12 protein-coding genes are annotated in these 14,838 nt (G+C 40.6%); 9 read left to right on the plus strand and 3 right to left on the minus strand.

Annotation, left to right across the window (positions count from 1 at the left end; genetic code table 11):
- Positions 1-72 precede the first annotated feature (72 nt).
- The 3 genes from nrdA to ubiG all read right to left on the minus strand — a co-directional run bounded on the left by nrdA (position 73) and on the right by ubiG (position 4,156).
- Positions 73-2,355: a class 1a ribonucleoside-diphosphate reductase subunit alpha gene (gene nrdA / locus CWB75_RS00680; RefSeq protein ID WP_138569615.1), complete on the minus strand. Its 2,283-nt coding sequence runs from the start codon at positions 2,353-2,355 to the stop codon at positions 73-75.
- 410 nt (positions 2,356-2,765) lie between these two features.
- On the minus strand, positions 2,766-3,446 hold the full coding sequence (locus tag CWB75_RS00685; protein ID WP_138569616.1) for an HAD family hydrolase: 681 nt from the start codon (positions 3,444-3,446) through the stop codon (positions 2,766-2,768).
- A complete protein-coding gene (gene ubiG / locus CWB75_RS00690) occupies positions 3,446-4,156 on the minus strand; it encodes a bifunctional 2-polyprenyl-6-hydroxyphenol methylase/3-demethylubiquinol 3-O-methyltransferase UbiG (RefSeq protein ID WP_076919568.1) in 711 nt (236 codons plus the stop codon). The genes CWB75_RS00685 and ubiG overlap by 1 nt, the downstream gene beginning before the upstream one ends.
- A 178-nt stretch (positions 4,157-4,334) precedes the next feature.
- Between ubiG and gyrA the strand changes: the two genes are divergently transcribed.
- The 9 genes from gyrA to pyrF all read left to right on the plus strand — a co-directional run bounded on the left by gyrA (position 4,335) and on the right by pyrF (position 14,790).
- A complete protein-coding gene (gyrA, locus tag CWB75_RS00695) occupies positions 4,335-7,034 on the plus strand; it encodes a DNA topoisomerase (ATP-hydrolyzing) subunit A (RefSeq protein ID WP_055013303.1) in 2,700 nt (899 codons plus the stop codon).
- 280 nt (positions 7,035-7,314) lie between these two features.
- The gene (gene serC, locus CWB75_RS00700; RefSeq protein WP_138569617.1) at positions 7,315-8,397 is read left to right on the plus strand and encodes a 3-phosphoserine/phosphohydroxythreonine transaminase; all 1,083 of its coding nucleotides are present in this window, start codon (positions 7,315-7,317) and stop codon (positions 8,395-8,397) included.
- Positions 8,397-9,674: a 3-phosphoshikimate 1-carboxyvinyltransferase gene (gene aroA / locus CWB75_RS00705; protein ID WP_138569618.1), complete on the plus strand. Its 1,278-nt coding sequence runs from the start codon at positions 8,397-8,399 to the stop codon at positions 9,672-9,674. Before serC ends, aroA begins: the two co-directional genes overlap by 1 nt.
- A gap of 107 nt (positions 9,675-9,781) precedes the next feature.
- Entirely contained in the window at positions 9,782-10,492 is a 711-nt protein-coding gene (gene cmk / locus CWB75_RS00710; RefSeq protein WP_010389925.1) for a (d)CMP kinase, read from the plus strand.
- 95 nt (positions 10,493-10,587) lie between these two features.
- On the plus strand, positions 10,588-12,255 hold the full coding sequence (gene rpsA, locus CWB75_RS00715; protein WP_002961176.1) for a 30S ribosomal protein S1: 1,668 nt from the start codon (positions 10,588-10,590) through the stop codon (positions 12,253-12,255).
- 67 nt (positions 12,256-12,322) lie between these two features.
- Positions 12,323-12,610 (plus strand): integration host factor subunit beta, encoded by a 288-nt coding sequence (gene ihfB, locus CWB75_RS00720; protein WP_008114744.1) that lies wholly within the window; start codon positions 12,323-12,325, stop codon positions 12,608-12,610.
- A 21-nt stretch (positions 12,611-12,631) separates the two neighbouring features.
- Positions 12,632-12,913, plus strand: a complete 282-nt coding sequence (locus CWB75_RS00725) for a lipopolysaccharide assembly protein LapA domain-containing protein (protein ID WP_008114742.1) — start codon at positions 12,632-12,634, stop codon at positions 12,911-12,913.
- A gap of 2 nt (positions 12,914-12,915) precedes the next feature.
- Positions 12,916-14,052: a lipopolysaccharide assembly protein LapB gene (lapB, locus tag CWB75_RS00730; protein WP_138569619.1), complete on the plus strand. Its 1,137-nt coding sequence runs from the start codon at positions 12,916-12,918 to the stop codon at positions 14,050-14,052.
- Between the two features lie 33 nt (positions 14,053-14,085).
- Entirely contained in the window at positions 14,086-14,790 is a 705-nt protein-coding gene (gene pyrF / locus CWB75_RS00735; RefSeq protein WP_138569620.1) for an orotidine-5'-phosphate decarboxylase, read from the plus strand.
- Positions 14,791-14,838: the final 48 nt, after the last annotated feature.

The raw sequence follows: 14,838 nt of genomic DNA on the forward strand, positions 1-14,838 counted from the left end.
TTTATCACTCAAAAAACTATCACTAAGACTATCAGGACAAAGCGGGCAAGGCGCCCGCTTTAAGTTTAACTATTAAATTTTACACGCGCCGCCTGCACAATCATCATCTTCCACTTCTGGAGTGTCTTCTTGAGCATCTGATGCGCCATCGCGGGTATTATGGTAGTAAAGTGTTTTAACACCTAGTTTGTATGCACCGAGTAAGTCTTTTAATAAGACTTTCATAGGTACTCTACCGCCTTCGTATCTATTTGGATCATAATTAGTATTTGCTGAAATCGTTTGGTCGATAAATTTCTGCATTATGCCTACTAATTGTAAGTAACCATCGTTTGATGGAATATCCCACAGTAATTCGTAGTTATCTTTAAGGCGTTCGTAGTCAGGAACAACTTGCTTTAAAATACCGTCTTTACTTGCTTTAACACTAATGTGACCACGCGGTGGCTCGATACCATTAGTTGCATTTGAGATTTGCGATGACGTTTCTGATGGCATTAATGCGCTCAGCGTTGAGTTACGCATACCATGCTCTTTAATGCTGGCACGTAATGTATCCCAATCAAGATGCAGTGGTTCATCACAAATCTTGTCTAAATCACGTTTGTACGTATCGGTTGGCATAATACCTTGCGAGTATGTAGTTTCGTTAAATTTAGGACATGCTCCACGCTCTTTAGCAAGTTCGTTAGATGCCTTCATTAGGTAGTACTGAATTGCTTCAAACGTTTTGTGCGTTAGAGCATTTGCGCTGCCATCTGAATAACGCTTACCGTTTTTAGCTAAGTAATAGGCGTAGTTAATAACACCTATGCCTAGCGTACGACGCCCCATAGTGGCATTTTTAGCTGCAGGTACAGGGTAGTCTTGGAAATCAAGTAGGTTATCAAGTGCACGTACTGCAAGCTCTGCTAACTCTTCTAGTTCATCTAAAGACTCAATAGCACCTAAGTTAAACGCAGATAATGTACAAAGTGCAATTTCACCTTCTTCGTCATTCACGTTGCTAAGAGGCTTAGTCGGTAACGCAATTTCTAAACATAAGTTAGATTGACGTATAGGCGCCACTTTTGAGATAAACGGACTGTGTGTATTACAGTGGTCAACGTTCTGCAAGTAAATACGACCGGTGCTGGCGCGTTCTTGAGCAAACATAGAAAACAGTTCAATGGCTTTAATGCGTTTTTTACGAATTGACTCGTCTTGCTCATATTTTGCATATAGCGCGTCAAACTCGTCTTGGTCTTCAAAAAATGCATCGTAAAGGCCAGGCACATCAGATGGGCTGAATAACGTGATGTAATCATCTTTGATCAAACGCGAATACATTAGTTTATTAAACTGCACACCATAATCTAGGTGACGTACGCGGTTATCATCAACACCACGGTTATTTTTAAGTACCAGCAGGTTTTCTACTTCTAAGTGCCAAAGCGGGTAGAATAAAGTAGCTGCACCGCCACGTACACCGCCTTGCGAACAGCTTTTAACCGCTGTTTGAAAGTGCTTATAAAACGGAATACAGCCTGTGTGGTACGCTTCGCCGTTACGAATAGGGCTACCTAATGCACGAATACGTCCGGCATTTATACCAATACCAGCACGTTGAGAAACGTATTTAACAATGGCTGATGATGTCGCATTAATTGAATCTAAGCTGTCGCCACACTCAATCAGTACACACGAGCTAAACTGACGCGTTGGCGTACGTACACCCGACATAATTGGCGTAGGTAAAGAAATTTTAAATAGTGAAACCGCATCGTAAAAACGTTTGATGTAATCAATACGCGTTTCACGTGGATAATCTGAGAATAAGCTTGCTGCTACTAATATATATAAAAACTGCGCGCTTTCGTAAATTTCACCGGTTACACGGTTTTGTACTAAGTATTTACCTTCAAGCTGCTTTACTGCTGCGTAGCTAAAGTTAAGATCGCGTGAATGATCTAAGTAAGTATCTAGTTCATCAAGTTCTTGCTCTGTGTAATCAACAAGCAAATGGGCGTCGTAGCGTTTTTGTTCAACCATGTTAGTAACGTGGTCAAAAAGACGCGGTGGCTCAAATTGGCCATACGCTTTTTTACGTAAATGGAATACAGCTAAACGAGCAGCAAGATACTGATAATCAGGTGATTCTTTTGAGATCTGATCCGCAGCGGCTTTGATAATCGTCTCATGAATATCTTTAGTACGAATACCGTCATAAAATTGAATATGTGATTTAAGTTCAACTTGTGAAACCGAAACGTTGTTTAAACCTTCGGCGGCCCATTCAATAACGCGATGGATCTTGTCTAGATCAAGTGGCTCTTTACGGCCGTCACGTTTGCTTACAGATAACTGTTGGTTCATAGTTTTGCCTGTATTCCTTGGGAATTAAATATTTTTGACCAATGAGTGCACTCAAAACGCCCAGTGCCTATTCTTTTATTGTTATTTCTACCGCATAGGTAAATTTAATTGAATAACATTTAGCCACAATATCTGGTGTTGTTCAAATTAGAGATCACAAGATAGTGTGGTCTGTGATCTTTTGCAAGGGACAGAAACCGCTCTGATTGTGGATAACGTTGGGATAACGTAATTGTGTTAGTAGGCATTAACCTTTGATCATTCGGTTAAGTTGAAATTTGTAAAAATCAACTAAGGAAAGATTAAATTTACGCTTTTTAAAAATAAATTTTGTCTGCTTTTTTTATCATCAAGCTTTGCGTAAAAACTAACACAATCACAATATGTAGTGTTTATTAATTGGTATGGCACTATATGTGGTTGAAAGCATCTATAGGGCTATGCCAATTAAAATCTGCATTCCAAGCCAATGCCTCGTCCACACTCGGTACATATCCCCACAGTGCGGTAGCGGTGTGCATATTCGCTGCTTTACCTGCTTGTATATCTCGCTGCGCATCACCTATATATAGGCAGCGCGAAGGATCAACACTCATTTGCTCAGCACAATGTAATAAAGGAAGGGGTGAGGGCTTAGACTCAGCTAAGGTATCACCACTTATCACAATTTGCGCATTTTTTAATGCAGGAATCGCCTTGACTAAAGGATCGGTTAAAAAGCTAGGCTTATTTGTCATAATGCCCCACGGGATCCCTTTATTATCAAGGGCAATAAGTAATTGCTCTACACCGACAAAGCATTGGGTATGGGTGGCAATATTGGCAGCGTAGTATGCAACTAGCTCTGCTAAAAGTTGCTCTTGCGATTGTTGCCCCCAGCCTTCTTTAAAACCAGCAGCAAGTAATGCTGCTGCGCCATTTGAAGCTGCGGGTCGATATATATCACTGCCCACTTGTGGTTGTTGGTGATTATGCAGCACACTATTAAGTGCAGCGCCTAAATCATCAGCGGTATCAAGTAAAGTGCCATCTAAGTCAAATAGCAATGCTTGATATTCAATTGGGCTAGCAGATGTTTGTGAGCTTGTCATTACGCTAACTTCTCAAAGTGCAGCATATAATTTACGCTAACATCATCATTAACCGTATATTGCTTTGAGAGTGGGTTGTAACTTAATCCTGCACTGGCACGTACCTTTAACCCTGCTTGTTCTGCCCATGCAATTAATTGCGCAGGTTTAATGAACTTTTTATGGTCGTGGGTACCTTCTGGCACCATTTTTAACAGTTTTTCTGCGCCGACAATAGCGTATAAGTAAGCTTTAGGGGTTTTATTAAGGGTGGAGAAGAATACATCGGCCCCAGGTTTTGCTAATTTAGCGACTGCATGGATAATAGAAGCAGGGTCGGGGACATGTTCTAACATTTCCATACAAGTAATCACATCAAAGCGCTCAGGGTGCTCATCAGCAAATTGTTCAGCAGGTACTTTTATATATTCAACGGGTACACTGGTTTCTAAACTGTGTAACTTAGCGACAGTTAAAGGCTCTTGCCCCATATCGATACCTGTTACGTTTGCCCCCATTCGCGCCATGCTGTGACTTAAAATACCGCCGCCACATCCTACATCGAGGGTTTCTTTGTCAAATAATCCTTTAGTTTTGTCTGCGATGAAATCTAATCGTAATGGATTAATTTCGTGAAGCGGCTTAAATTCGCCTTCTAAATCCCACCAACGCTCTGCGATGGCTTCAAACTTTGCTATTTCTGCGTTATCTACATTTTGATGTTCGGTCATAAAATACTTCCTCGTCAATCTGAGGCCATTATATAGGGCTAAATTGATAAATCGCAAAGTTTTGCGCCTGTAAATTAAAATTAATTGTGATAGCATGGCTGCTTAGAAATAATAACAAACACTCTTAATACCTAATAATGGGTTGTTAAGAGCTGATACTGAAGGAATGTGATATCAAATGACTGATCTCGCCAATGAAATTCTGCCAGTCAATATTGAAGACGAGTTAAAAAACTCCTACTTAGATTACGCCATGAGTGTAATTGTAGGACGTGCATTACCAGACGTACGTGACGGTTTAAAACCTGTTCACCGCCGCGTTTTGTTTGCAATGAACGAGCTTAGTAATGACTGGAACAAGCCTTACAAAAAATCGGCCCGTGTGGTCGGTGATGTAATCGGTAAATACCACCCACACGGCGACAGTGCAGTTTATGACACCATCGTACGTATGGCTCAGCCATTCTCACTACGTTATATGCTAGTTGATGGTCAGGGTAACTTTGGTTCGGTTGATGGTGATTCAGCAGCGGCAATGCGTTATACAGAAGTACGTATGGCAAAAATGTCGCACGAATTATTAGCCGATCTTGAAAAAGAAACGGTTGATTTTGTGCCTAACTACGACGGCACAGAACAAATTCCTGATGTGTTACCGACTAAAATACCTAACCTGTTAGTTAATGGTTCGTCAGGTATTGCTGTTGGTATGGCGACAAATATCCCGCCACACAACTTAACAGAAGTAGTGAATGGCTGTTTAGCGCTTATTCAAAACCCTGAATTAACTATTACTGAGTTAATGGATTACATCCCAGGGCCTGATTTCCCAACTGCGGCCATTATTAACGGTAAAAAAGGCATTGAACAAGCCTATCAAACCGGTCGTGGTAAAGTGTACATGCGTGCGCGTGCTGACATCGAAACCGATGAGAAAACTGGCCGTGAAACGATTATTGTTCATGAAATCCCTTACCAAGTTAACAAAGCCCGTTTGATTGAAAAAATCGCTGAGCTAGTTAAAGATAAAAAGATTGAAGGGATCAGCGCATTACGTGATGAATCAGATAAAGACGGTATGCGTATCGTTATTGAGATCAAACGTGGTGACGTAGGTGAAGTTATTTTGAACAACCTTTATTCACAAACTCAGTTACAAACTGTGTTTGGTATGAATATGGTTGCGTTAATTAATAACCAGCCTAAGTGTTTCAACTTAAAAGAAATGCTTGAAGAGTTTATTATTCACCGCCGTGAAGTTGTTACTCGTCGTACGGTATTTGATTTACGTAAAGCCCGTGACCGTGCGCATACGCTAGAAGGTTTAGCGATTGCACTGGCAAACATTGACCCAATTATCGAACTTATTCGTAAGTCACCAACACCTGCTGAAGCAAAAGTTGCACTAACAGCGCGTCCTTGGGAATTAGGTAATGTTAAAGCCATGCTTGATAAAGCCGGTGAAGACAATGTTGCCCGCCCAGATTGGTTAGCAAGCGAGCTGGGTATTCGTGATGGTCAGTACTATATTTCTGAGCAACAAGCTCAAGCAATTTTAGACCTACGTTTACACAAACTAACGGGTCTTGAACACGAAAAAATTCTTACTGAATACCAATCGTTACTCGACCTAATTGCTGAACTATTATTCATTTTGGCAAGTCCGGAACGTTTAATGGAAGTTATTCGTGATGAGTTAGTTGAAATTAAAGAGCAATATGGTGATGAGCGCCGCACTGAAATTAATGCCGCTGCACACGATATTAGCCTTGAAGACCTAATTAACGAAGAGAACGTGGTTGTGACCTTGTCACACGAAGGATACGTTAAGTATCAAGCGTTAAGTGATTACGAAGCGCAGCGTCGTGGTGGTAAAGGCAAGTCAGCAACTAAGATGAAAGATGAAGATTTCATTGAACGTCTACTTGTTGCCAATACCCACGATACTATTTTATGTTTCTCTACTGCGGGTCGATTATATTGGCTTAAAGTGTATCAGTTACCACTTGCAAGTCGCGCAGCGCGCGGTAAGCCAATTGTTAACTTATTACCGCTTGAAGCAGATGAACGTATTACTGCTATTTTGCCGGTACGCGATTATGAAGATGATAAATACATCTTTATGGCGACAGCATTTGGTACGGTTAAGAAAACACCATTGACTGCATACAGCCGTCAACGTGCTAGCGGTATTATTGCCGTTAACTTAAACGAAGGTGATAGCTTAATTGGTGTTGATATTACCGATGGTAGCAATGAAATTATGTTGTTCACTGATGCGGGTAAAGTTGTACGCTTTAAAGAAGCTGAAGAAACCACAGTAGTTGATGAAAATGGTAACCCTGTTCTTGATGAAGAAGGTAAGCCTGAGATTCGCTTCAAAGGTGTACGTCCTATGGGTCGTACTGCAACGGGTGTTCGTGGTATTAAAATGCCAGACGATCAACGTGTTGTATCACTGATTGTACCTAAGAATGACGGTGCAATATTAACAGTGACAGAAAATGGTTACGGTAAGCGTACTCAACTTGAAGACTACCCATCTAAGAGTCGTGCAACACAAGGTGTTGTATCAATTAAGGTGAGTGAGCGTAATGGTGCCGTTGTTGGTGCTGTACAAGTTGATGACAACGACGAAATAATGATTATTTCGAATCGTGGTACCTTAGTACGTACTCGCGTTAATGAAGTTTCTACGGTTGGACGTAACACCCAAGGTGTTATTTTGATCAGAACTATTGACGAAGAGCAAGTAGTTGGTTTACAACGTATAGAAGAGATTGAAGTGACTGAAAGTGACTTGATTGACATCGAAGACGTTGAAACAGTAGATACGGTTATAGATGAAGTAGCGGATGATAATCCTCCTTCAGAATAATTGAGATTGAAAAAAGCGGCCTTGGCCGCTTTTTTTATATGGTTGAAAAAAACTAAAGACACTTGAATTAGTTTAATACCAATTCACTTAATTAAGTGGTCTATTTTGAGGCTGGAAAAACGTGTTGATAGCTAGGCAAAAAATTTGCTATTTAGTTGTTCTAAATGAGAATTTTTTAACGCAGGTAGCGACACGTTTAGCCCCGTAAAATGATTAAGTATTATTGCGGATTGGTATTAGTTTAAGTTAAACAGTAAATTACTGGAATGAGGAAAAGGTAATGAGTATATATAATTTTTGTGCAGGCCCTGCAATGTTACCTCCGGCTGTTATGCAAAAAGCGCAAAAAGAGTTTTTAAACTGGCAAGGTCTTGGTGTATCGGTGATGGAAATGAGCCATCGCAGTAAAGAATTTTTAGCATTAACGGCTAAGTGTGAAGCTAGTCTACGTCGCTTAATGAATATAAGTGACGAGTTTGAAGTGCTCTTTATGCACGGTGGTGGTCGAGGTCAATTTAGTGCCGTACCTTTAAACCTCCACGTTGATGGAAAAAAAGCGGTGTATTGTGAAAACGGCGTGTGGTCAAAAAGTGCAACCAGCGAAGCCGATAAGTTTACTCAAACTCACACAATTGACGTACGTAATGATGATAACGGTTTATTTTCTATCAAGCAGGTAGCCGATTGGGTTTTACCAGCCGATGCTGCATATATTCATTATTGCCCAAATGAAACTGTAGATGGTCTAGAGATTTTTGATGTACCTAGTCACCCAACAGCACCGATTGTCGCCGATATGTCGTCGACTATTCTATCGCGCGAAATTGACGTTAATCAATTTGATTTAATCTACGCAGGTGCTCAAAAGAATATCGGCCCATCGGGTATTGCTATCGTAATTGTTCGTAAAACGCTACTTGAGCGTGAAGGGCTAGCTAAGCCAGGTATTTTGGATTACGCCCTTGAAGCAAAACAAGGCAGTATGTTTAACACTCCACCTACATTTGCATGGTATTTAGCAGCTGAAGTATTTGAATGGCTTGAGCAAAATGGCGGTGTAAAAGCCATGGAAACACATAATACTGCCAAAGCTCAGCTGCTTTATGACTTTATCGATGAGTCTGATTTTTACACCAACAAGGTAGCAAAACATTGTCGTTCACGTATGAATGTGCCTTTTTGGTTAGTTGATGAAAGCCTAAATGATAAGTTTGTTAAAGAGTCAAATGAAGCGGGCTTATTAGCGCTTGAAGGGCACCGTATTGTTGGCGGTATGCGCGCGAGTATTTATAACGCAATGCCACTGGAAGGGGTTAAAGCATTAGTTGATTTTATGGCGGCTTTCGCAAAGGAGAACAGCTAATGGAGCAACTTTCTTTAGCGCCTATTTCACAGGTTAATGGCAGTGTTACTCTGCCTGGTTCGAAAAGCTTGTCAAATCGCATTCTATTATTGGCTGCACTATCAAACGGCACTACGGTTGTAGAAAACTTATTAGACAGTGATGATATTCGTCATATGTTGGGCGCCTTAGCGCAGCTCGGTGTGAATGTGACACTTAATGATGAGCGAACCATCGCGACCGTAGAAGGTGTAGGTGGCGTATTTAAAACGCCAACTCAAGCACTGTTTTTAGGTAATGCAGGTACAGCATACCGTCCCTTAACGGCCGTGCTTGCAGCGATTGCTGGGGAGTATGAGTTAATTGGTGAGCCACGTATGGAAGAGCGACCAATTGGCCACTTAGTTGATGCACTGCAAGCCTTAGGTGGTAATGTTAGTTATTTAAAAAATAAAGATTATCCGCCACTTAAAATTGTCGGCGGACAAATAGCGGGTGGTGAAGTCGAAATTGACGGTAGTATTTCAAGCCAATTTTTAACTGCGTTGCTTATGGCTGCACCGTTATTTAAAGGTGATACTCAAATTAAAATTAAAGGCACGTTAGTGTCTAAGCCTTACATTGATATTACTCTTGATGTAATGGCGCGTTTTGGTGTTACCGTTGAGCATGACAATTACAGTACTTTCTTTGTAAAAGGTGCACAACAGTATCAAGCCGTTGAGCGAATTATGGTCGAAGGGGATGCTTCATCTGCTTCTTACTTTATTGCTGCTGCAGCAATTGCCGGCGGCGAAATAGAAATTAAAGGCGTCGGTGCTAAATCAGTTCAAGGTGATATTGGTTTTGCTAACGTTATGGAGCAAGTAGGTGCCAAAATTGATTGGTATGACGAACGTTTAGTTGTTCGTAAAGGTGAGCTTAACGGTATTGATATTGATGCTAATGCAATACCTGATGCTGCAATGACCCTGGCTACAGTTGCCCTGTTTGCAAAAGGGCCAACGGCAATTCGCAACATTTATAACTGGCGAGTAAAAGAAACTGACCGTTTACACGCTATGGCCACTGAGCTTAAAAAAGTAGGGGCTGAAGTAGTAGAAGGGCATGACTTTATTGAGATCACACCGCCAAAACAGTTTAATAATGTGGCTGTAGATACCTATGATGACCATCGTATTGCCATGTGCTTTGCAATGGTGGCAGTAGGGGGTAAGCCCATAACGATTAACGATCCAGCCTGTACTTACAAGACATTCCCAACATTTTTCAACGTGTTAGCATCTGTCAGTAAATAGGCTATTTATAAGTATTTATAAAAAGTTACATACTAAAAGCGGATAATCTTTAATAATTGACGTATAATGTGGCGGTTTATTTTGGTGTGCATTGAAGGAGGTTTTAAATGCCGGCGTTATTAATGCCCGTAATCACCGTAGATGGCCCAAGTGGTTCTGGTAAAGGAACTGTTTGTCGCTTATTGGCTGAAAAATTAGGCTGGGATGTGTTAGATAGCGGTGCAATTTATCGCGTACTTTCACTTGCAGCACTTCATCACCAAATTGCGTTAGATAACGAAGAAGCACTTGTTCCATTAGCTGCAAATCTTGATGTGCAGTTTTTGATAGACAGTGACACTAATGCAGGAAAGATTATTTTAGAAGGCGAAGACGTAACAACCACTATTCGAAATGAAGAAGTGGGAGCTGCAGCGTCTAAAGTGGCGGCATTGCCACGAGTTCGTGAAGCGTTACTTCGTCGCCAGCGTGCGTTTAGAACTGAAAATGGCTTAATTGCTGATGGTCGCGATATGGGCACTGTTGTGTTTCCTGATGCGCCATTAAAGATATTTCTAACCGCAAGCGCAGAAGAACGTGCTCGCAGACGTTTTGTTGAGTTGAATGAGCGCGGGCTTGATGTTACACTAAGTGGTCTATTACAAGACATTCAAGCACGTGATGATCGCGATATGAATCGCGCCGTTGCGCCGCTTGTACCTGCAGAGGATGCGATTGAGCTTGATACTAGCGAACTCAACGCACAGCAAGTCTTTGATAAAGTTATAACTTTATTAGATTCAAGCATCTCTGAAGGTAAGCTTCCTAAACGAAGCTAAACACATTTTATGCACCAGCAGGACGCCAGTGCTATTTTAACAACCCCATGCAGCATGGTTGCTTATTGGTATTAATATATGAGACGTATATTCGTATGTCAGAAAATTTTGCGCAGTTATTTGAAGAAAGCTTAAAGGGTTTTGAAGCAGAGCAAGGCTCTATCGTTAAAGGTACAGTAATCTCAATCGAGAACAACATTGTACTTGTAGATGCTGGTCTTAAATCAGAAAGTGCTATCCCTGCAGAGCAGTTCAAAAATGCTGCTGGTGAACTAGAAGTTGCTGTTGGCGACGAAGTAGATGTTGCACTAGATGCAATCGAAGACGGTTTCGGTGAAACTATCCTTTCTCGTGAGAAAGCGAAGCGTCACGAAGCGTGGATCCGTCTTGAGAAAGCATGTGAAGAGCAAGAGACTGTTACTGGTGTTATCAACGGTAAAGTTAAAGGCGGTTTCACTGTTGAAGTTGATTCAATCCGTGCTTTCCTACCTGGTTCACTTGTTGATGTTCGTCCAGTACGTGACACAACTCACCTTGAAGGCAAAGAGCTTGAATTTAAAGTAATCAAGCTTGATCAAAAACGTAACAACGTTGTTGTTTCACGTCGTGCAGTTATCGAATCAGAAAACTCACAAGAACGTGAAGAGCTTCTTGCTAACCTTGTTGAAGGTCAAGAAGTTAAAGGTATCGTTAAGAACCTTACTGACTACGGTGCATTCGTTGACCTTGGTGGTGTTGATGGTCTACTACACATTACTGACATGGCGTGGAAGCGTGTTAAGCACCCTTCAGAAATCGTTAATGTTGGCGACGAAATCGCAGTTAAAGTTCTTAAATTCGACAAAGATAAAACTCGTGTATCTCTAGGTCTTAAACAGCTTGGCGAAGATCCATGGGCAGCTATCGCTGGTCGTTACCCAGAAGGTTCTAAACTTTCTGGTCGTGTAACTAACCTTACTGATTACGGTTGCTTCGTAGAAATCGAAGAAGGCGTTGAAGGTCTAGTACACGTTTCTGAAATGGATTGGACTAACAAGAACATCCACCCTTCAAAAGTTGTTTCACTTGGTGACACTGTTGAAGTTATGGTTCTTGAAATCGACGAAGAACGTCGTCGTATTTCTCTTGGTCTTAAGCAATGTATTGCTAATCCTTGGCAGGAATTTGCTCGTCTACAAAACAAAGGCGACCAAGTTACTGGTAAGATCAAATCAATCACTGACTTCGGTATCTTTATCGGTCTTGACGGTGGTATTGATGGTCTTGTACACCTTTCAGACATTTCTTGGAATACACCTGGCGAAGAAGCTGTACGTGAATTCAAGAAAGGCGACGAAATCACTGCTATCGTATTGCAAGTTGACCCAGAGCGTGAACGTATCTCTCTAGGTGTTAAGCAAATCGAAGCTGACCCATTCAATAACTACCTTGATGCAAACAAAAAAGGTGCTATTGTTAAAGGTAAAGTGACTGAAGTTGATGCGAAAGGCGCAACTGTTGAACTTATCGAAGGCGTTGAAGGTTACATCCGTGTAGCTGATATCGCTCAAGAGCGCGTTGAAGATGCAACTACTGTTGTTTCTGTAGGCGACGAAATCGAAGTTAAATACGTTGGTGTTGATCGTAAGAACCGCACTTTAAGCTTATCTGTTAAAGCTCTTTTCGAAGCAGAAGAGAAAGAAGTACTAGAGAAGCTTAAGAAAGAAGAGCCAGTGTTCGAAAACGCAATGGCAGCTGCTTTCGCAAATGCACAAAAAGACTAATTAATTATAGTCTTTTAATTGGAAGGGCAGTTTATGCCCTTCCACTATTTCTTTTTAAGGAAACGCTATGACTAAGTCAGAACTGATAGAAACACTTGCTGAACAACATTCACATATTCCTGTTAAAGATGTTGAGAACGCTGTTAAAGAAATTCTTGAACAAATGGCCGGCTCATTATCTTCTTCAGATCGTATTGAGATCCGAGGTTTTGGAAGTTTCTCTTTGCATTACCGTGCGCCTCGTACAGGTCGAAATCCTAAAACAGGTGAAACTGTAGAGTTAGATGGTAAACATGTACCTCATTTTAAGCCAGGCAAAGAACTACGTGACCGTGTAAACGAGAGCATTGCTTAGTAAACTTATTGGAGTAGTTACTTGTTCAAGGTATTAAAAATTATTCTGGCAGCACTATTTTTAATTGGTGCATTTGTATTGGGTTCGCAAAATCCACAATTAACACAAATTAACTACATAATAGCCAGTAATACATTACCTTTAGCCGTTATAATAAGTATCTGCTTTTTGTTAGGTGTTGTAGTGGGTTGCTTTGTGAGCTTTAAATTGTTTACGCAATTAAAGTGGCAAAATTACCGTTTAAAAAAGCAATTAACGCCTGAAAAAGATAATAAAAAGCGTATTGCCAACAAAGATACCTAATTATGATTGAGCTGTTGTTTTTACTGCTTCCTGTTGCCGCCGGTTATGGCTGGATCATGGGGAAAAACAGTGCGAAAAATCAGGCTCATCAATTTAATCGTCAAATTACTTCTGAATACAGTAAAGGCTTAAAGTTTTTACTAGACAGAGAAGAAGATCAGGGGCTTGAGCATTTAATTAATTTGCTCGAAGTAGCTGCTGACTCTGTAGAACACTATTCTACCTTAGCCACTATGTTTCGCCGCCGTGGTGAGCTCGACCGCGCAATAAAAATTCATGAATTGCTATTAAAACACCCAAGCCTTAACGAGAAACAAGCTGCCAATAGCCGGTTAGAATTAGCCGAAGACTATATCATGGCAGGTTTACTCGATAGCGCAGAAGAACATTTAATATGGCTGGTAAAAAATAACCATGAAGATGCTCTTGAGCCAATTATCTCCTTATATTCACAGACCCGTGAATGGGAAAATGGCATTAATATGTTTGAAGCGCATACTGAGCTTTTTTCAAAAGAGCAACACTTCAAAGCCATCGCAAACTTTTACTGTGAACATGCTATTGCCAGTAATAACCCTCAACTTATGCGCAAAGCTATTAGCTTAAACTTTAAAACAATCAGACCTCTATATGAACTCGGTTTGTCTGCCTATACAAAAGAGGATTACGTTAAAGCAATTTATTATTGGCGAGAACTTATCTGCCAATTTACCTTTTTTGCGCCATTATTTATTGATAAGTTAGCGCATAGTTATAAGCAACTAAAATTAACCCATCAGTTTCATGAACTCGTTGCTGAGTTATTAGAAAAAGGTGGAGTAATGATAAAAATACAGCACAGCCAAGCGTTGCTTGAGCAAGGCCACACAGAACAAGCCTTTGAGTTTTTAACTGATAGTTTAAAACGTCAGCCCACAATTCGTGGTTTTAGTTTTTTATTACAGTTAATGAGCGCCGAAAATAAAAATACAAAAGATGTGCTTAATCAAATAGATAAACTTGTTACCTCATATATTGCTACTAAGCCTGACTTTCAATGTCAGCATTGTGGCTTTACAAGTTACACCATTTATTGGAATTGCCCTTCGTGTAAACATTGGGAAACCATTGTGCCTAGCAGAGGCTTAGACGGATTTTAATCTTTATACTTTTCGCTCACTAGTAGGATAGTTATGTCTTTCGAACAATCAAAAAAAATTCTTATCGCTCTTGATTATGATGATCAGCAAACTGCTTTAGCTTTTGTTAAACAGTTATCACCGGATACCTGTCGATTAAAAGTGGGTAAAGAAATGTTCACTTATTTTGGCCCTGCATTTGTTAAAGAGCTGGTTGATTTAGGTTTTGATGTATTCTTAGATTTAAAGTTCCACGATATTCCAAATACTGTTGCTAAAGCAGTAACTGCTGCAGCTAAAATGGGCGTGTGGATGGTTAATGTTCATGCAAGTGGTGGTTTTGAAATGATGCATAAAGCTAAGCAGGCACTTGAGCAGTTTGGCGATAAAGCCCCATTATTGATTGCAGTGACCGTTTTAACCAGCATGGATGAAGCAGAGCTTAAACGTTTAGGCATTAGTAAATCACCACAAGAGCAAGTGATGCACTTAGCAAAACTAACCAAACAAGCAGGGCTTGATGGTGTAGTGTGTTCAGCACAAGAAGCACAAAGTTTAAAAGCAGCTTTAGGCAGAGAATTTAAACTAGTCACCCCAGGTATTCGTCCTGCTGGTAGTGATGCGGGCGATCAAAAACGTATTATGACACCTAAAGAAGCCATTGAAGCTGGCAGTGACTACCTAGTAATAGGGCGTCCTATTACTCAGGCACAAAACCCGGTGCAAGTATTGAGTGATGTAAATAAATCAATAGCTTAAACTTAAAGTTTGCATAATTATAAGGAGTTTATTACAACTCTTTTTGTT

The sequence above is a fragment of the Pseudoalteromonas sp. S1608 genome (genome assembly GCF_005887265.1).
Classification (GTDB): Bacteria; Pseudomonadota; Gammaproteobacteria; order Enterobacterales; family Alteromonadaceae; genus Pseudoalteromonas; species Pseudoalteromonas undina.